Here is a 17053-nt window from a genome sequence, read left to right on the forward strand (position 1 = left end):
TATAATTCTCTTCGTTGCGGAAGTAGCTCAGTGGTAGAGCATCACCTTGCCAAGGTGGGGGTCGCGAGTTCGAATCTCGTTTTCCGCTCCAATGAAACGCTCATCCCGCAGTTTGTGACTGCGGGATTTTTTCTTTATTTTTGAAAGGAACGATATGCACCGTTTTCTTACTCTTTTGCAAAAAGATCTGCGATATTTTCTCTATTTGGAAGGGCTCCTCATGCTTTTCCGAGTGGCTTTTCTCGTTCTTTTCCGCAGCCAGCTGAATGCGGTTTCCGCTTCAGAAATCCTCTATGCCCTTTATCTTGGCTTTCGCATCAGTCTTAAGACGACGGTCCTTCTTGTGGGGCTTCCTTTTCTTTTGGCAACCGTACCGGGAAGCTTCTCTTCCCGCTATCCGGAAAAAGCCGTGAGGACCCTCCTTACAGGCCTTTCCCTCTTTGTCATGACCTTTCTTTTTGTGGCGCGCATTCCCTACTATGCCATTTTCCAGGAAACATACAACATCATGCTCTTTAACGGCATGAAAGATGATATGCATGCCATTTGGGATACAGCCGTAAAAGAATATCAGCTTTTCCCGCGCCTTGTGGGTGTCCTCCTTCTATCGGCCCTTGTCATCCATCTTTGGCATCGGCTGCAGGAACGAAAGGGCATTGCGCCTCAGCGCCGCGTCAAGGCCCTTTTTGCTGGTGCGCTGCTTTTCATCCCTATTTTTGCCATCTTCTGCCGCTTTGGCGGCGGCTTTCATTCCGATGATGGAATCCACTGGGAAAGCGCAGCCCGCACCAAATCGAAACTCCTCAATGAAGCCATCCTCGATGATGGACAGGCCCTGTACCGCGCCTATGCCACCCATAAACGGGCGACGGAAAAAGTTCTGCGCCCCCTTACGGTGGAGGAAGTGCGGGCGGCCATTTGGCTTCTTGGCGGCAATGGGAACGCGGCGACCATCGATGAAGCCTTTACGCGCACCAAAAAGACGGTAGCCCGCGTCAAGCGGCCCCGCCATGTCGTGGTCATCTTAGGGGAAAACTATGCCCTCTGGCCCCTTTTGCCTTCCTATGAGGATATGAACCTTGCCTCAACGGGGAAATTCCTTGAAGCGCACGGGGCCCATACGTACCAGTTCCTCGCAAACAGTACGGGGACCATGACGAGCCTCAATGGATTCGTTACAGGCCTTCCCGATGTTGGCCTTTACGTCAACTATATCATGGGAAAGAACGGGGATCCCGTCGACGGCCTCGGCATCGGCGCCGTCATGAAGAAGATGGGCTACCGGACCCAGTTCTGGTATGGCGGCCTGCGCAGCTGGCAGGATATTGAAAAATTTACGCGCCGCGAAGGCTTTGATGAATTCCACTGTGCCGACGAATTCTCCGGCCTTGGAGAAAGCTCTTCCTGGGGGATTGCCGACGGCCCCTTCTTTGAGGAAGTGCTGAAGGCCATGCAAAAAGATGAGGAAGATACCTTTTACTTCATCCTTACAACGAGCAACCATCCGCCCTTTGCTTTTGATGTGGACAGCAAGGGATTTTCCCGGGACCGTGTAGCTAAAAAGCGGGGACCTGCCATTCCCAAGGACAAGAAGACTTTGGACCAGCTGGGCCATATCTGGTATGCCGACGACGTGATGGGAAAATTCATCAAAGCCGCCGAAGCCTATGACCCATCCACCCTTTTTGTCGTTACAGGCGATCACGCGGAGCGCTTCAATTTCAGCAACGATGTTTCCTTATGGGAAAAAAGCGGCATTCCCTGCTTCTTCTATGGCGCTGGCATTACTACGGACCTCTTTGCCAAAGACGCCGCCGGCAGCCATCTCCAGATTGCGCCGACCTTGGCAGAACTCATCCTGCCCCAAGGAGAGACCTATGAATCCCTGCTTCCCTCCCTTTTTGATTCCCGGCGAGCCTTCAACCATCGCCTTTATATTGAGAATGGACAAATCGGCGAAGAAAAGGACCTCAAAGATAAGGAATTCAAGGCAGAAATCGAAGCGGCCCGGACCATTGCCATTTGGAGAATCAAAAATGGCAATGCGATTAGGTCAATCGAATAAACGGCGGTATAAGTCTATTTTAGGAAGATAACCGTCGAATGCACAAGGGAGGCGGCAGGAATTCCTGCCGCCTCCCTTGTGCTCCTGCCATTTCCATTGTATGATAAGGAGTATGTGAAGTGTCAGACGACAGGAGAGTAGATTATGGACGAAATTGCCATTGTCCTTGCTTGTGATGATCGCTATGCCCAGCACGCAGCCGTTGCAGCAGCTTCTATGCTGCTTTGCCATACAGATTCCAGGCCCCTTCATTTTTATCTCTTTGATGATGGAATCACCGGTGTAAAAAAAGAGATGGTGGAGCGCACCATCAAGGACCTCAAAGGTCTTGTGACTTTTATTGATACAAAGGGCATTGCCGTAGATGCCTACACAAGCGGTCATATCCATAAGGCGGCTTACCTTCGCCTTCTTATTGCAAAACTTTTGCCCTTAGCGGTTGCAAAGGCCCTTTATTTTGATACGGATCTTGTGGTAAAGGATGATGTGGCAAAGCTGTGGGACTTTCCTCTTGACGGTCATCCTATTGGTGCCGTCAAGGATTTTGGTATCATGGCTTCATCAAGGATGCGCCGCCAAAAAGCGGAATCTTTAGGCCTGCCCTTGGGCGCTCCTTATTTTAATTCGGGCGTTATGATCATGGATCTTGCTGCCTTTCGGAAAGAAGGCTATGGGGAGAAGGTCCTGCAATGCGTCACGAGCCATGCCTACCGCCATCACGACCAAGATGGGCTCAATAAAGTCTTTATGGGGAATTGGTCTATTTTGCCCCTTCGCTGGAATGTCATTCCTCCTGTTTTTGGCATGCCCCTAAAGGTCCTCAAAAAAGGGGCTTTGCGGCTTGAAGCAATCGAGGCCCTGCAAAACCCGGCCGTCATCCACTGGGCAGGGCGCTATAAACCGTGGGAATTTCAGATATCGGAGCATTTTAACCGTGCCTATTACGACGTCCTCAAAAAGACGGCTTTTTGCGACGCACCCATGCCACAGCCCGGGGATATGACGGGGAAATCCCTGTGGCGTCAGGAAATGCGGATTCGTTTGGGAAAAATCTGGACACGGCTTCTGGGGAAAAAATAAGGCGACAACCTAACGCGAAAATCGCTCCCAACGAAAGGAATTTGAATCAAGAGGAGTATGATGATGAAAAAGAAGTTAAGTGGGTACTCGCTTACAGCGCTGACCCTTGCCATGTGCACGCAGCGCATGTCCATTGCGGTGGGGAATATTTTCTATGGTCTTGCCATTGTACTGTTTCTCGTTGATGTTATCGAGCGCAGGCGCCGCGGGGAAACCTTTCATTTGGCGCCGCACGTAAAGCACTATTTTTGGGCCTATGCCTTTTTTGCCCTGACCCTGTTGCCGTCGGCCCTTTTGAGCCCTGATGTGAGTTTTTCCTTTGGGAAATATCTCAATTCCATAGTGGGCCGCATTGTTGTCCTTCCCATGCTGCTCTTTCTCGATGTCGATGAAAAAGCCATCAAAAAGGCGCTTCTCTGTTTCATTGCTTTTATTGCCTTTGATGGACTCTGTACTTTTGGTGAACGGCTCATTACGGGAGCTGACCGTGCCCATGGCTTGGGGGATGGGTGGCTGCGTCATGCTAGTATTGTTGCTACCGTTTTTCCTGCAAGCATTATCCTTTGGCTGCAAAAGGCGGAAAAGATTTTCCACAGGAATGGGCTTCTAGTGGCAGCCGTTCTCATTGTCCTAGGCGCCATTGGCAGCGGCACAAGAAGCTCTTGGGTGGGCATTTTCGTATCTGTGATTCTTGTGACCGCAGAGAGTTTGCGGGAACGAAATTCAAGGATTGTCGCGGTCCTTTTGGCATTAAGCTGCTCTTTTGCCGTGATTGCCGCAAGTCCCGCCCTTTCCCAACGGTTTTTTTCTATTTCGAATGTGACGACTGATCGGTCCAATGGAGACCGAATCGAAGCATGGAAGAAAGCGGCTGTCATGATTCAGGATAAACCGGTCTTTGGTTTTGGCATCCTCCAAGGGGGGAAGGCCTATCTGGCCCATTACCGCACCAAGGCTGATACGCAGGGCTTGCATCATTTTCATAACATTTATGTCCAAACGGCCGTGGACAGCGGTCTTGTCGGCCTTATGGGACTTGCTTCCTGGATCCTTTCCTCCTTTTATCTTTTTCGTCATGTGGAAAATCCCTATGCGTTTGCAGGATTTTGTGCTTGGATAGGATTTTGCACAGTGGGGATGTTTGATTACACGCTGGGTATGTCTGCTGCTGTAAAGACCCTTCTTTTCATGACAGGATGCTGCTTACGATTGGAAACTTCCTTAGGCAATAAGGAGGAGAAGACGTTATGATTTTTAATCATTCCATTATCAATGCAGCAAAAGCGGCAGAAAGAAGCGAGAGTGTTTCCCGCAATTTTCATGACCTTGGAATTGAACCAAACTTTTTTGAAGCCATTATGGGAAATGAACTCAATGAAACCCAGTTAAAGGAATGCCGCGGGGATAACGGTCTTCTTACTATTGGAGAAGTTGGGTGCGTTTTATCCCATTTAAAGGTGTGCAAAGATTTTTTATCAACGAATGCACCTTATTGGACTATTTTTGAAGATGATATTCATCTATCTAATGAATTTTTAGATGCTTATCCGAGAATTGAATCGTTTATGAATTCTCAGATAGAACCTAGCGTCTTGCTCCTAAGAAGAAATAATGGCAAAGGAAAAGTTGTGTACCCATTAGGTGGTAATCATCATGTTCTTCATATGCTAGCAGGTACAATGGCATGCGGGTATATTATCAATCGAAAGGCTGCTGAGAATCTGGTGAAGGCATTAATTCCTGTAAGAATAGAATATGATGCTTGGGCCATTTATCAACAACTGGGATACATAAAATTATATAGTACAGATTTCAATTACGTTGAACTCAATCCTACTATGTCTTCTAATTCTATAATTGATCAAATGGAAAAACGTTATGACGATAGTTGTCAATTTCCAAAAAAAATTAAAGATGGAAATGTAAAGGCCTTATACAATCAAAATAGTCCATCGCAAAAAATTATACTCCAATTGAAGCGTGTAGTACGGCACTTACAAGAGTTATATTATGATGAATATAGACACTAAGCCACGTAATAGAATAAAAAAGATTTTTCTTGACGGTATCATGCATCTGGGTGATGTCATTACAGCAGCGTCTGTGATTCCCGTTCTCAAGGAACAGTATCCTCATAGTGAAATCCACTACTTGGTGAAAGATTCCGTCGCTCTGCCTGCCTCTTTGATCTGTGGTGTCGATCGTGTTATTCCTTATACCTATCAAAGCGGCGGAGGGGCCTTGGATGTAATCCGAATGGGGAAAAAGTTGTCCCAAGAGGGCTATGATTTGGGGATTTCCCTCGATCCTAGGGAGCGGGTTACCCTCATGAAATGGATTGCTCGCATTCCCCTTCGGCTCAGTATGGAGCGTGCCTTAGGCTGGGAACTGGGTTGGGAAAAGTGGTTTTATACCCAGGACCTTTCTTATCGAGCGTCTTGGGATTATAAAAATCACCGCATGGGAGAAAGCTATCAGCGTCTCATGCGGGATTATTTTGGTGATGAATCACAGGAATTCATTCCTCCTGCCCTTGTCCCATCAGCCTCAAAGGATCTTGCCGCCGCTGATGCCCTGCTTGCTGGATGTTCTGCCAAGGGACCAAAGGTGCTTTTTTGCGTGGAGACGACCGCAAAGGCAAAGGACTGGCGGGCTGAAAAATTCGCCGCCCTTGCTGACTGGCTCATCACGAGCTATGATGCGTCCGTCATCATAACGGGCATTGAAGCGCATCGTCCTAAGATGGACGCCATCAAAAACCGGATGAAGCATCCCGAAAGCATCATCGATACCCTGGGAAAAACGACCTTTCCCGCTTTGGTGGCGCTTATGAGACGGGCCGACTGCGCCATTACCCTCGATACGGGCACAACCCATATTGCCGCCGCGGCAGGGTGTCCCGTCCTGACAATTTTTACCTTTAACTCCCCTGAGATCTATCAGGGATGTGGGGAACGAACTTGGGCTGTCAGCGGTCATGTTCCCTGTTCGGGAAAGCATGTTTGCATCGGACCCAAGAAATGTCCAAAGAACCTTTGCGAAGAAAGTGTGACCTTATCTATGGTCCAAGAGACTGTGAAGGAGATGCTTGAATCCCTATGAAAACGTTTGAAGACGGTTACTTTGTCCCCGCCCGTTTCCTAAAAGGGGTGGAGACCTTTTCAAAAAACGCGGAAAAGACGGACAAAGCGCCCTTGCACGTTGCCTATAACGTCAATGACGGCTATTTTCAGATCATGGGCGCAAGCCTTGTCAGTGTCCTTGAAAATAATGCCCATCGTGCGGTGATGTTTCACATCTTTACTGATGGGTACAGCAAGGAAAATGCCCAAAAGATGGAGCAGCTGGCTGACCGCTATGGCTGCGTCATCAAGCTCTATACCCTTCATATGGAGCCCTTTGCTGATTTTCATGTCAAAGTGGAGCGTTTTTCCCGGATTACTTATGGAAGGATTGTGATGCCCCTCATCCTTGCTGCAGAAACGGACCATTTTCTCTATCTTGATGCCGATACTATGGTCATCCGGCCCCTTGACGAGCTCTATCATTGGGACCTTACGGGAAAAGCTATGGGGGCTGTTTCAGAACGGATGCCCGATGCCAAGCGCCGTGGTGACTATCTTCATCTTAATAATGGCCGTTACTTTAATGACGGAGTCATGATGGTGAATATCCCAGAGTGGCAGAAACAAAACATTACGGAAAAGGCCTTTTCCCTACAGAAGGAACCAAAAGAACGTTTTTTGGGTCAAAGCCAGGATATCCTCAACATTGTCTTTGATGGGACAAATGCTTTTTTGCCGTCTATTTACAATGAATTTGGCGGTGGTGAAGATGACCCCCAGCAAAAAGGGACAATCATTCATTGGACAGGGCGGCGCAAACCATGGCAGATGGTCCTGTCCGATTATGATGCTCAGTGGCGGTCCTATAATGCGGCCTCTCCGTGGGAGACCTTGACGGCTATTTTGCCCATCCTTAAACCAGAAAACTATCATGATTTCAAGGAATGGGCAAAGTATCGCAGAAAAGAAAGCTTCCGGGATTATGTAAAGGGAATGGCTTATTACGCGATATTAAAAGGACGCTTTTTGATTTCCCGAAGGGCAAAGTAAGACCCAAGGAGGTTTTTATATGACAACGTTTCTTGTTGCTGCCATTCAAATGGATACCACATCCAATCAGGATCAGAATCTTTCTGTCGCGGCTGATTTCATTGGAGAAGCGGCCAAAAAAGGCGCCAAGCTTATCGCCCTTCCCGAGACCATGGCCTATTTGGGCCGCGATTATGCGGCCCTTTCAGAAGCGGTTCCTGGTGGGAAAACGGCAACCTATTTGAGCGCCCTTGCCCGAAAATATGGCGTCTATATCGAGGGTGGGAGTCTTTACGAAAGAAATGAAAACGATCCGGTCCGCCCTTATAATACGACCTTCCTTCTAGGTCCTGATGGGGCATTCCTCGGAAAATACAGCAAGCTCCATCCCTTTGATGTGGTCCTTGATTCAGGGGTGACAAGCCGCGAATCAAGTCATGTAGCACCGGGCCATGAAATCGTGACGGTGAAGACGGCTGGTGTCGGTACTTTGGGCTTTGGCATCTGCTATGACCTGCGGTTTGGAGAGCTCTTCCGTCTTATGGCCCTTCGGGGCGCACAGATTCTGGTGCTTCCTGCGAACTTTACGGAAGCAACGGGCCGCGCCCATTGGGAAGTCCTTGTTCGGGCCCGGGCCATTGAAAATGAATGCTACGTCATTGCACCGAACCAAGTGGGAAAGAAGCCTCGCTTTACGGCCTATGGTCACTCCCTGATCGTCGATCCGCGGGGAAAGGTCCTTGCCGAAGCAGACGGGACGGAAACAGGCGTTATTTACGCACCCATCGACCTTGACCTTGTGTCGAAGGTGCGAAAGGAGACCTTTACCCTCCAAAATCGACGGGAAGATATTTATTCCCTCTGCTTGAAATAGAATCGGTAACTCCCATTTGACCAGTCTTATGGCGGTCTATGGGATTTTCTTTTGAGAAACTGGCGGCATGTTTTTGTACAGTTTGCGTTCAATCAGGCAAGCCAGACAGCGAACACTTTTTGTGTATTTGGTGAGGTATTTGCCCGTGTGTCAAATTTTTCAAGAATTGTTTTTACTAAAACCTGAGGCTAGGTGACAGTTTGTGGAAACGGTGCTTTTTTTAGGTAGTTGTACTATAATAAAAATATAGCCATCTTTCTTGGCAATTTTGTCAGTAAAGGAGCGTTTCCTATGGATTGCAAAATAGAAGCTGTGCCGATATTCATTACGGGTGCAGCTGGCTTTATAGGGTATCACCTTGCTTTGCGGCTTCTTTCTAAGGGCTATGCCGTTCATGGCATGGATAATCTCAATGCCTATTATGAGGTGGCCTTGAAAAAGGAGCGCCTGAAGCGCCTTTCCTATTATCCTGGTTTTTCCTTTACAGAAGGGGATATCAGTGACAAGGACGCCGTGGAAGGGGTCTTTACGAAGCTGTCCCCCAAAATTGTCGTGAACCTTGCGGCTCAGGCCGGCGTCCGCTACAGCATTGATCACCCTCGGGACTACATTGATTCCAATATCGTGGGCTTTTTTACAATCTTGGAAGCTTGCCGTCATCATTCGGTGAACCATCTCGTCTATGCTTCGAGTTCCTCCGTTTATGGCAATCAAGAAAAAACCCCCTTTAGCGTCACAGACCCGGTCGACCATCCGATCAGTCTTTATGCAGCTACTAAAAAATCCAATGAACTTATGGCTTATACCTACAGTCATCTTTATGGGGTTCCTACGACAGGACTGCGTTTTTTTACGGTCTATGGTCCTTTCGGCCGGCCTGATATGGCCTATTTCAAGTTTGCCAATAAAATCATGAAAGATGAGCCCATTACCATCTATAACCATGGCGATATGTACCGTGACTTTACCTATGTCGATGATATTGTGACGGGTATCGAAAACCTGCTTCCCCATCCACCCCAAGATGGTTTTGGCGGGGACCCTTACCGAATCTATAATATTGGCAACAGCACGCCTGTAAAGCTGATGACCTTTATTGAGATCCTGGAAAAGGCACTGGGAAAAGAGGCCCAAAAGGAATACCTTCCTATGCAGCCCGGTGACGTGTACCAGACCTTTGCAGATGTATCGGCCCTTGAAAAGGATTTTGGCTTTAAACCGACGACGACAATTGAAGAAGGACTCAAGAAATTTGCCCAGTGGTATAAAGCGTATTACCATTGGACTGCATAGTGCCTACTCAATAAAGGAATCTGTCGATAAGAACCCATTCCTGGCGAGATTTAAGCCTATGAGAAGGAAATCCCCTTATTGTACGGGTGTTTGTACAATAAGGGGATTTCCTTTACTTAAAACGGAAGTGAGGATCTATTTTTTCGGAAAGACTTTTGGTTCCGTGCTGCGTTTTTACTTTCTCCCAGTTGAGCTGATAGGTTGGGGGAGCAAGAGCGAATTGTCTTTCTTCGTATGGGGCATTCTGGATTCCCAGTAGGGAAATAAGCAAATTATAGGCTAGATCGTTGGTCCATGGCAGATCTTTGTGTTTTTGCAATTCTTTTTGGATTTCTGGGCGATTGACAATTGCCTTAGGACTAAGATAGACCAGAAAGGGAATTCGAACCATTTGAAAGGTAAATTTATCAGGAGAATGGGTATTTCCTGATTCTGGATCTTCTCCATGGTCAGGCAGGTAAAGAAATCCTTGAAAATTGGAGTAATTATGGACTTTTTCAAAGATGCCTTGAAGGACGCTGTCGACATAGCGAACCGAATTGTCATAGCCGTCAACAAATTTTCCTCTCCCCGAAAAGAGACTGTATGATTTGGGATAACGATCTGCATACCGGGAATGACTGCCCATTAGATGGATGACAATGAAACTGGGGCGGTCTACGTTATCTGGAAGTTCTGTAATAAGTTTTCCATCAAGGTATGTGGAATCACTGGGGGATGCGCCTCTTCCATTGATCCAAGTATGATGTGCTGCGGTGGAGGAAATGATGGTAATGGGCGTGTCTGAAGCACTAAATCCTGCCTGGTTGCTGATCCAGTAGGTATCGTAGCCAGCTGCTTTCGCAAGATCGATGATGGAATAAGCTTCTTCAAGGGGAATGTGATTGTACTGATTATTTTCGCTCAAGGCATAGGTGAGGGAAAGGATGGTTTGGCAGTAATTGGCATAGGGATAGGAAAAAATGGTTGTTCCCTTACAAACCGCCATTTTATCCATCCAAGGCGTGGTTTGTCGGTCATATCCGTATACGTGCATATGATCACGGGATGCTGATTCTCCAATGACAAGGACATAGGTTCCTCTGGCTTGTGAATCTATGGAAAGTGGGGGAAGCGCAGACAAGCGGTTCAGACGGATTTCCCTCATGATTTTATACTGTTCGTAGGCTTTCAGGGAGGCCCGGGCTGAAGTGATTGTGTTTGCTAGGTAGAAGATTTTTATGCGGGGAAGGGTAGACTTCATATTCAGAGCGAGTAAAGCCATTAGAATCAAAATGATGGATGGCTTTTGAACCGGTGCGGCTTTCAGCATTTTCCTCGAAAGGCTGATTACGAGTATACTGATGGCAAAGATTCCAAGTAAGGAAAGTGCCCAGAGAAACAATGGCTGTTCCTTCAGGTAGGACAGTGCTTCTCCTGGATTTGTCTGGAAAACTGCCAATATGAGGTCAGCCGACAGGGCATGCCCTCCACTTACGATTCCATATCCAATCCCTAATAACGGAACGCTTGCCGTCAGCCATAATCCGCCATAATAGATGGCGCGACAGCACACGCGGAGAAGGGGCTGTTTTATGGAATTGGATAAGAGTCCCCATGAAGAAAAAAGGCAAATAAGGTTGTACCCCATTCGATTGCTTCAGAGGCAGAAAGCCCATTGTTACTGAAGTCTTGAAGGGTATATATGGAAAGAAGGTATAAAAGGAAGAGTACTGAAGATGTCTTGAGATAACTTGGATCATAGTTCCATTGGAATCCAATCATAGAATCGGCAAGTGCACCATAAATGAGGATTTCATTGAATATACGCGGTTCCAATTGCCCCGTAAGTCTAAGAACCAAGGAAAGAAACAAATGGAGAAAAAAGAGAATGAAAAAGGTCTTGGAAGGAGTCGGAAAGGATTTTGACATGATTGGGCCGCCTCTATTCTAAAAAATGTGAAAATAATAATCGCGAATACTTATTATTTTTACCTCATAGTTTCCAACTTATCCACCTTTTGAAATCAAAAAAGCGCCCCTATAGGGCGCTCTCCATTCAGGAAATTCTGAAACGATAGAAAGGTCAGGCGATGCGATATCGATGAATAAAAAAGAAGACCTGAAGATAGACAAAGAGTTCGGATAATTCTTCCATGGTCTCGTCCCTGAAATCATGAAAGAGCTGGCCTTTATCCCCCATGAGGGCAAGTATAGCGGCAAGGACTGTGAGAAGGAACATGAGCCGGTTCTTTTTAAGACAGTGCAAGGTTTTTTGAACGTTCACGCTCTGATAGAAGAGATGGATGACCGCAGCCGATAAGAGTCCAATGGCGCCGTCTATGACACGATGATAGGGGAGGTCTTTCATGCTCCAGAAAACAGGTCCTGTCTCAGTCATTTCTTTTAGAAGAAAAACGCGGCCCCAGCTGATTTCCCTTCCGAAAAGAAGCAGGAAAAAGCTTGCCGCAAAAAGCCAATAAGAGGGCCTGTGAAGGTGCGTCTCCTGTGTGTAGTGATAGATGGACCAAATGATACCTGTAAGAAGGATCATGTTTTGACCCATTTCAATAGGTCCGTTTTCCCACGCAAAGGGGCCAGGAAGCAGGAAGCTAAGTGGGAAAAGAACGAAAAAATAAAGAATGGCCGCCCTGGGCCAAAAGGAAGAGGCGGATGTTGTTGGATCTTTCATAACGGGCTCCTTCTTACTTGTATTTTGAGTAACTGGAAAGAAAAATTGACTCATGAATCTAATTTACAAAAATACATGTTTTTAAGAATTTTTGCAACAGGATTTTCATAAAATATTAATATTTTATTTATAAATTATTTATAATTAAACCGCAAAAAAAGACCGTCGATGAGCAATGATTTGTGCTTTCGGCGGCCTTTAATGCGGCTTCCTTATTTTTGAGCGGCTTTTTGGGCTTTGTGTTCCTTGAGCATTTTCTGCATGCAGGCAACAAGGGGCCAACCCAATTTTCTATGGTGATCGATGCAGCTGACACAGTGCCCGTGGCGGGGACAATCCACCGTGCAGGGGCAGTCATAGATCATATCTTCGTCACACATGTCAGTTCTCCTTTCGTAAGGCACGGAGCACATAGTCCCGGAGGACAAGGGCATTGTTTTCTTCTCTGCTTTTCTTAGCGTAGAGAAAGACGACAGGTCCTTTCTTGAGGGCTTCTTCAAGGAATTCAAGGAAAGGCGGAACGGCAGGATTCAAAGACAGTTCCTTTTCATAACGTTCCCTGAATCCCTGAAAATCCTCGTCATGGTCCTTGTACCAATCGTGAAGCTCCCGAGAGGGGGCAATCTGCTTAGCCCAAGTTGGAATGGCTTCTTTTTTTACCCCCCGCGGCCAGAGCCGGTCAACGAGAACCCGCTCTTCCGGGCCTTTCTCTGTGCGGTCATAGACACGCCGCAGCCATATTTCCATCAGTCCACTTTCTCAATGGCGGCAACGGGGCAGCCGTTCATGGCATCTTCTGCGGAGCTTTCAGCACCGGCAGGAACGGATTCAGCGGCTACGGCTTTATTATCATCTCCCATGGAAAAGACTTCAGGGCAGGTGGACGTGCAGAGTCCGCAGCCGATACAGCTGTCATTAACATGATATTTCATAAGTAACATCTCCCTCTGATGACTGATGGGAGTGGAGACCTTTCTATAAAAGGCCTGTCCAACCCTCTTTTCATCCCTTATTGTAAGGTGGGGCAGCAGGCTTGTCCGTTGCCATAACAACGAAATCTATTTTTTGTGACCATGATAAAAAAGAAGCTGCGCAAGCGCAGCTTCGTAAGGAACGGATGCAGGAGCTTATTTCCAGAAGTCAAGATTGGAGTCGTCGAGACCAATATTTTTTGCCTTGAAAACTGGTTTTTTGCCTTCTGCAAGCTGACGGCCATAGTCTTTCATGACGGCAATGGCCGTTTTGTTCATGGCCATGATAGAGGGGATGTTCGTCAAACACATAAAGGCCATCGTGATATCGGCGAGGGCCCATGCGTTGTCCATGCTCATCCCGGCGCCGACGAAGATGACGATGACGGCGATGATGCGGTAGATGGTCATAGTAGATTTGGAGGGAGTCTTGCCGCCATTCAGGTAAGCTAGGCAGTTGTCGACATAAAAGAGGTTGCCCAAAAGGGTCGTGAAGGCAAACAGGACCATGGCAAAGGTGATCATGATCGGGCCAAAGGCACCAAAGTCAACTTGGGTAGCTGCTTGTACGTAAGGAGCCCCTGCCATCTCTTTGGTCGGGATGATCCCGGAGAACATGCAGATAAGGGCGGTGCAGGTGCAGAGAATGGTGTCGATGACGACAGAGAGCATCTGGACGAGACCTTGCTGGGCCGGGTGGGAAACGTCAGCGGCTGCAGCTGCGTTCGGAGCAGAACCAACGCCGGCTTCGTTGGAATAAAGGCCGCGCTTTATCCCAAACATCAGACAGGAAGCGCTGATGCCGCCCAGGATTTTCTGGAAGTTGAAGGCATCGGCAAAGACAGCGCCTAAGACGCTCGGAATCATATCAAGATGCATAAGGATGATAGCAAGGGAAAGCAGGACATAAAGGACGCCCATGATTGGAACGAGGGTCCCCGTTACATGAACGATACGTTTACCGCCGCCCATGACGCAGTAGCCAACCATTACGGCAAGAAGGCCACCGATGATCCAAGGCGTGGTGGCTTTGTCATAGAAGCCATATACAGAGAAGGTGGACTGTAGGTTGTAAGAAGCAAGCAAGTTGAAGCCGCCGGCATAGGTCACAATAAGGGCGATGGCAAAGGCAATGGCCAGCGCCTTGTTGTGGAGGGCTGTTTCAATGTAGTAGGCCGGGCCGCCGTAGCTGTCGCCATTTGCATCCTTGCGTTTGTAAACCTGGGCCAGGGTGCTTTCAATGAAGGCTGTGGCTGAACCAATCATGGCAATGGCCCACATCCAGAAGACGGACCCAAAGCCGCCCAGACACAGGGCCGTTGAAATCCCGATGATATTGCCCGTGCCGACACGGGACGCGGTCGAAACCATGAGGGCCTGGAAGGATGATATGGAGCCTTCTTTTTCCGGTTTTTCCATAATGACCCGGATGCTTTGACGCAGCCAGCGAAATTGAACAAAGCCCGTTGTAAAGGTGAAGTAAAGGCCAGCGGCGAGTAGGACGATGATGAGAATCGGATAATAGAGGACATCGTCCAGGGCAAGTAGAAATTCTGACATATGAATTGCCTCCTTTGGGGTTGAATCCACATCCGTTCCAATTGTGGATTGCTTTGCTTTTATTGTATCATAAAAAGGCTGAAAACATGTCATTTTTGTGAAATATAGTGGGAATAATTTTATATTCGGAACATAATTAAGCAAAATGGAAAGGAATCTTGTATCACAATGCATAGGGGGAAAAGACTTGTTTTCAAAATCAGATAATTCACTGTCTTTTTGCACACCAAAAAGCCCGGCGGTGACGAAAAATCCCTGTATTATAAGGAGGGCTTCTTGAGGCGGCTAGGGAGATGGGATGAATTCCCCCCAAGCAAGGAGACAATGCAGGAATCCGCATGAGGGCAGGCGTGGAGGCAAACGAAATGAAAGGGACTATTTGCGTAATTATACCTTTTGTGGTATGCTATATGAGCGATTTTTTAAGTAATTAATGATGGTATGTCAGATAACCTACCAAATTCGAAGCTGACTGCCTGTGAGGAGGATTTTTTTAATGAGCGTTTCTGTAGAAAGAAAAGGTAACGAAGCAACTTTGAAATTCACTATTCCTGTTGAAGAAGTCGCAAAGGGTTTCGAAAGAGCCGTTGCCCGTGTCAACAAACAGGTCACAATTCCTGGCTTCAGAAAAGGAAAGGCTCCGCGCCGGGTCCTGGAAGCCCATGTCGGTAAGGATGCCATCAAGGAAGAAGCGTTCCAGATCCTTGCTAATGACAATTACAGAAAGGCTCTTGATGACAACAACTTCATTCCTGTTACAGATCCCGAACTGAAGGATTCCACCTTGGAAGAAGGCAAGGAAATGGAAATGACCCTTTTGGTCACGCTCCGTCCGGAAGTTGAACTGGGTGAATACAAGAACCTCGATGTCAAGAAGGTTGTCCGTGAAGTCACTGACAAGGATGTGGACGATGCCATCAGCAACCTGCAGAAGCGGGCTGCTAAATTGGTTGATGCTCCGGAAGACCGGAAACTGGAAAAGGGAGACCTTGCTACGATTGACTTTGCCGGTACCATCGACGGGGAACCGTTTGAAGGCGGCGAAGGCAAGGGCTATCCCCTGGAAATCGGTTCCGGCAGCTTTATCCCTGGCTTTGAAGATCAAATGGTCGGCCTGAAAAAGGATGAATCCACCGATGTCAATGTAACGTTCCCGGAAGATTATGGTGCGAAGGAACTGGCTGGTAAGGCCGCTGTCTTCAAGGTCCATGTCCAGAATATCAAGGTTCGTGAAATTCCTGAAGTGACCGACGAACTGATTGAGAAAAACTCTGACAGTAAGACGATTGCTGAATTCCGCGAAAAGACCCTGGCCCGTCTGAAGAAATCTGAAGAAGATCAGGCTCAGGCCAACTATGAGCGGGATGTCATCAAGAAGGCCGTGGAGAATGCTTCCTTTGAAGTTCCGGAAGTTATGGTGACCCAGCGCGCCAACCAGATGGTGGACGAACTGACCATGAATCTCGAAGCACACCACATGAGCCTTCCGATGTATCTTCAGTATCTCGGCAAAGATGTGAAGACCTATCGGGATGAACAAAAACCGGTTGCTCTCGAAAACCTGAAGGCTGATCTCGTTCTTGACGCCATTGCCAAGAAGGAAGACCTTAAGGTAACGAAAGAAGAAACGCTGGCGGAAATGCAGAAGATTGCTGATACACAGGGTGCTACCCTTCATCAGGTCCAGAAAATCATTAAGGAAAATGGATCCCTGCCCCTGCTCTTTTCCAATATCATGCGCCGCAAAGCCGCTGATCTTGTACTCAGCTCTGCCAAAGGTGCAGCAGAAGCAAAAGAAGAAAAGACTGAAGAATAATCAACTGGGAGGTGGACCGCGTGAGTTATGTCCCTATTGTTGTTGAACAGACCAGCAAGGGCGAACGCAGTTATGATATTTACTCCCGACTTCTGAAAGATCGCATCATTTTTGTGACCGGAGAGATTGAAGATCATATGGCCAATCTGATTGTAGCCCAGCTCCTCTTTCTCGAATCGGAAGATCCGGATAAGGATATCCATCTCTACATCAATAGCCCTGGCGGCAGTGTGAGTGCTGGACTGGCCATTTATGACACCATGCAGTACATCCGTCCAGATGTTTCGACCATTTGCGTCGGCATGGCAGCCTCTATGGCCTCCATCCTCCTGGCAGCCGGAGCCAAGGGCAAACGGTTTGCCCTGCCCCATTCCCGTGTCATGATCCATCAGCCATTGGGCGGTGCCCAGGGCCAGGCCACGGATATTGAAATCCATGCCCGGGAGATCCTGCGCGTACGGGAAGAGATGAACCAGATTTTAGCAGCCCATACGGGGAAGGACCCAGAAACCATCAAATTGGATACGGAACGCGATCACTACCTGACCGCTGATGAGGCCTTGTCCTATGGCCTTATTGACCAGGTCGTAGCATCTCCGGTTCATGCTTGATTGATGGATAGAACCGTC

16 protein-coding genes and 1 tRNA gene are annotated in these 17053 nt (G+C 47.8%); 11 read left to right on the forward strand and 6 right to left on the reverse strand.

Features of this window, described 5'->3' with window-relative positions:
* Positions 1-16 precede the first annotated feature (16 nt).
* The 9 genes from DW817_RS08880 to DW817_RS08920 all read left to right on the forward strand — a co-directional run bounded on the left by DW817_RS08880 (position 17) and on the right by DW817_RS08920 (position 9406).
* A tRNA-Gly gene (locus DW817_RS08880) sits at positions 17-91 on the forward strand.
* A gap of 129 nt (positions 92-220) precedes the next feature.
* Entirely contained in the window at positions 221-2065 is a 1845-nt protein-coding gene (locus DW817_RS08885; RefSeq protein ID WP_243634108.1) for an LTA synthase family protein, read from the forward strand.
* Between the two features lie 144 nt (positions 2066-2209).
* Complete coding sequence (locus DW817_RS08890) at positions 2210-3145, forward strand: glycosyltransferase family 8 protein (protein ID WP_009015116.1); 936 nt, start codon at positions 2210-2212, stop codon at positions 3143-3145.
* Positions 3146-3208: 63 nt separating this feature from the next.
* On the forward strand, positions 3209-4396 hold the full coding sequence (locus DW817_RS08895; RefSeq protein WP_243634109.1) for an O-antigen ligase: 1188 nt from the start codon (positions 3209-3211) through the stop codon (positions 4394-4396).
* The gene (locus DW817_RS08900) at positions 4393-5175 is read left to right on the forward strand and encodes a glycosyltransferase family 25 protein (RefSeq protein WP_022227263.1); all 783 of its coding nucleotides are present in this window, start codon (positions 4393-4395) and stop codon (positions 5173-5175) included. Before DW817_RS08895 ends, DW817_RS08900 begins: the two co-directional genes overlap by 4 nt.
* On the forward strand, positions 5156-6247 hold the full coding sequence (locus DW817_RS08905; RefSeq protein ID WP_009015643.1) for a glycosyltransferase family 9 protein: 1092 nt from the start codon (positions 5156-5158) through the stop codon (positions 6245-6247). The genes DW817_RS08900 and DW817_RS08905 overlap by 20 nt, the downstream gene beginning before the upstream one ends.
* Positions 6244-7260 carry a glycosyltransferase family 8 protein gene (locus DW817_RS08910; RefSeq protein ID WP_120112143.1) on the forward strand — a complete coding sequence of 339 codons (1017 nt, stop codon included), beginning with the start codon at positions 6244-6246 and terminating at the stop codon, positions 7258-7260. The genes DW817_RS08905 and DW817_RS08910 overlap by 4 nt, the downstream gene beginning before the upstream one ends.
* Before the next feature lie 19 nt (positions 7261-7279).
* Positions 7280-8113 (forward strand): carbon-nitrogen hydrolase family protein, encoded by an 834-nt coding sequence (locus DW817_RS08915; protein ID WP_120112147.1) that lies wholly within the window; start codon positions 7280-7282, stop codon positions 8111-8113.
* Positions 8114-8404: 291 nt separating this feature from the next.
* Positions 8405-9406, forward strand: coding sequence for an NAD-dependent epimerase/dehydratase family protein (locus DW817_RS08920; RefSeq protein ID WP_009015640.1), 1002 nt, complete (start codon positions 8405-8407; stop codon positions 9404-9406).
* A 112-nt stretch (positions 9407-9518) separates the two neighbouring features.
* On the opposite strand, the gene DW817_RS08925 is transcribed toward DW817_RS08920, so the two are convergent.
* From DW817_RS08925 to DW817_RS08945, 6 genes are all read right to left on the reverse strand, one after another.
* Positions 9519-11036, reverse strand: a complete 1518-nt coding sequence (locus DW817_RS08925; protein WP_243634110.1) for a phosphoethanolamine transferase — start codon at positions 11034-11036, stop codon at positions 9519-9521.
* 435 nt (positions 11037-11471) lie between these two features.
* Entirely contained in the window at positions 11472-12077 is a 606-nt protein-coding gene (locus DW817_RS08930; protein ID WP_120112151.1) for a hypothetical protein, read from the reverse strand.
* Positions 12078-12289: 212 nt separating this feature from the next.
* The gene (locus tag DW817_RS10635) at positions 12290-12457 is read right to left on the reverse strand and encodes a hypothetical protein (RefSeq protein WP_021736851.1); all 168 of its coding nucleotides are present in this window, start codon (positions 12455-12457) and stop codon (positions 12290-12292) included.
* Between the two features lies 1 nt (position 12458).
* The gene (locus DW817_RS08935; RefSeq protein ID WP_014128016.1) at positions 12459-12824 is read right to left on the reverse strand and encodes a DUF488 domain-containing protein; all 366 of its coding nucleotides are present in this window, start codon (positions 12822-12824) and stop codon (positions 12459-12461) included.
* Positions 12824-13009 carry a ferredoxin gene (locus tag DW817_RS08940; RefSeq protein WP_021736850.1) on the reverse strand — a complete coding sequence of 62 codons (186 nt, stop codon included), beginning with the start codon at positions 13007-13009 and terminating at the stop codon, positions 12824-12826. The genes DW817_RS08935 and DW817_RS08940 overlap by 1 nt, the downstream gene beginning before the upstream one ends.
* 195 nt (positions 13010-13204) lie before the next feature.
* Positions 13205-14608, reverse strand: a complete 1404-nt coding sequence (locus DW817_RS08945) for a sodium:alanine symporter family protein (RefSeq protein ID WP_009015635.1) — start codon at positions 14606-14608, stop codon at positions 13205-13207.
* A gap of 496 nt (positions 14609-15104) precedes the next feature.
* Here DW817_RS08945 and tig point away from each other — a divergent pair, with 496 nt between their 5' ends.
* Both tig and clpP read left to right on the forward strand, forming a co-directional pair.
* A complete protein-coding gene (gene tig, locus DW817_RS08950; protein WP_120112155.1) occupies positions 15105-16424 on the forward strand; it encodes a trigger factor in 1320 nt (439 codons plus the stop codon).
* A 20-nt stretch (positions 16425-16444) separates the two neighbouring features.
* Entirely contained in the window at positions 16445-17035 is a 591-nt protein-coding gene (gene clpP, locus DW817_RS08955; RefSeq protein WP_016459757.1) for an ATP-dependent Clp endopeptidase proteolytic subunit ClpP, read from the forward strand.
* The last annotated feature ends 18 nt before the right edge of the window (positions 17036-17053 follow it).

The sequence above is a fragment of the Acidaminococcus sp. AM33-14BH genome, assembly GCF_003603525.1.
GTDB lineage: Bacteria > Bacillota > Negativicutes > Acidaminococcales > Acidaminococcaceae > Acidaminococcus > Acidaminococcus intestini.

Bases quoted from the DNA above. Each gene is read 5' to 3' on its own strand.
- DW817_RS08885 (WP_243634108.1), top strand. From the start codon at position 221: ATGCTTTTCCGAGTGGCTTTTCTCGTTCTTTTCCGCAGCCAGCTGAAT.
- DW817_RS08890 (WP_009015116.1), top strand. From the start codon at position 2,210: ATGGACGAAATTGCCATTGTCCTTGCTTGTGATGATCGCTATGCCCAG.
- DW817_RS08895 (WP_243634109.1), top strand. From the start codon at position 3,209: ATGAAAAAGAAGTTAAGTGGGTACTCGCTTACAGCGCTGACCCTTGCC.
- DW817_RS08900 (WP_022227263.1), top strand. From the start codon at position 4,393: ATGATTTTTAATCATTCCATTATCAATGCAGCAAAAGCGGCAGAAAGA.
- DW817_RS08905 (WP_009015643.1), top strand. From the start codon at position 5,156: ATGATGAATATAGACACTAAGCCACGTAATAGAATAAAAAAGATTTTT.
- DW817_RS08910 (WP_120112143.1), top strand. From the start codon at position 6,244: ATGAAAACGTTTGAAGACGGTTACTTTGTCCCCGCCCGTTTCCTAAAA.
- DW817_RS08915 (WP_120112147.1), top strand. From the start codon at position 7,280: ATGACAACGTTTCTTGTTGCTGCCATTCAAATGGATACCACATCCAAT.
- DW817_RS08920 (WP_009015640.1), top strand. From the start codon at position 8,405: ATGGATTGCAAAATAGAAGCTGTGCCGATATTCATTACGGGTGCAGCT.
- DW817_RS08925 (WP_243634110.1), bottom strand. From the start codon at position 11,036: ATGGGGTACAACCTTATTTGCCTTTTTTCTTCATGGGGACTCTTATCC.
- DW817_RS08930 (WP_120112151.1), bottom strand. From the start codon at position 12,077: ATGAAAGATCCAACAACATCCGCCTCTTCCTTTTGGCCCAGGGCGGCC.
- DW817_RS10635 (WP_021736851.1), bottom strand. From the start codon at position 12,457: ATGTGTGACGAAGATATGATCTATGACTGCCCCTGCACGGTGGATTGT.
- DW817_RS08935 (WP_014128016.1), bottom strand. From the start codon at position 12,824: ATGGAAATATGGCTGCGGCGTGTCTATGACCGCACAGAGAAAGGCCCG.
- DW817_RS08940 (WP_021736850.1), bottom strand. From the start codon at position 13,009: ATGAAATATCATGTTAATGACAGCTGTATCGGCTGCGGACTCTGCACG.
- DW817_RS08945 (WP_009015635.1), bottom strand. From the start codon at position 14,608: ATGTCAGAATTTCTACTTGCCCTGGACGATGTCCTCTATTATCCGATT.
- tig (WP_120112155.1), top strand. From the start codon at position 15,105: ATGAGCGTTTCTGTAGAAAGAAAAGGTAACGAAGCAACTTTGAAATTC.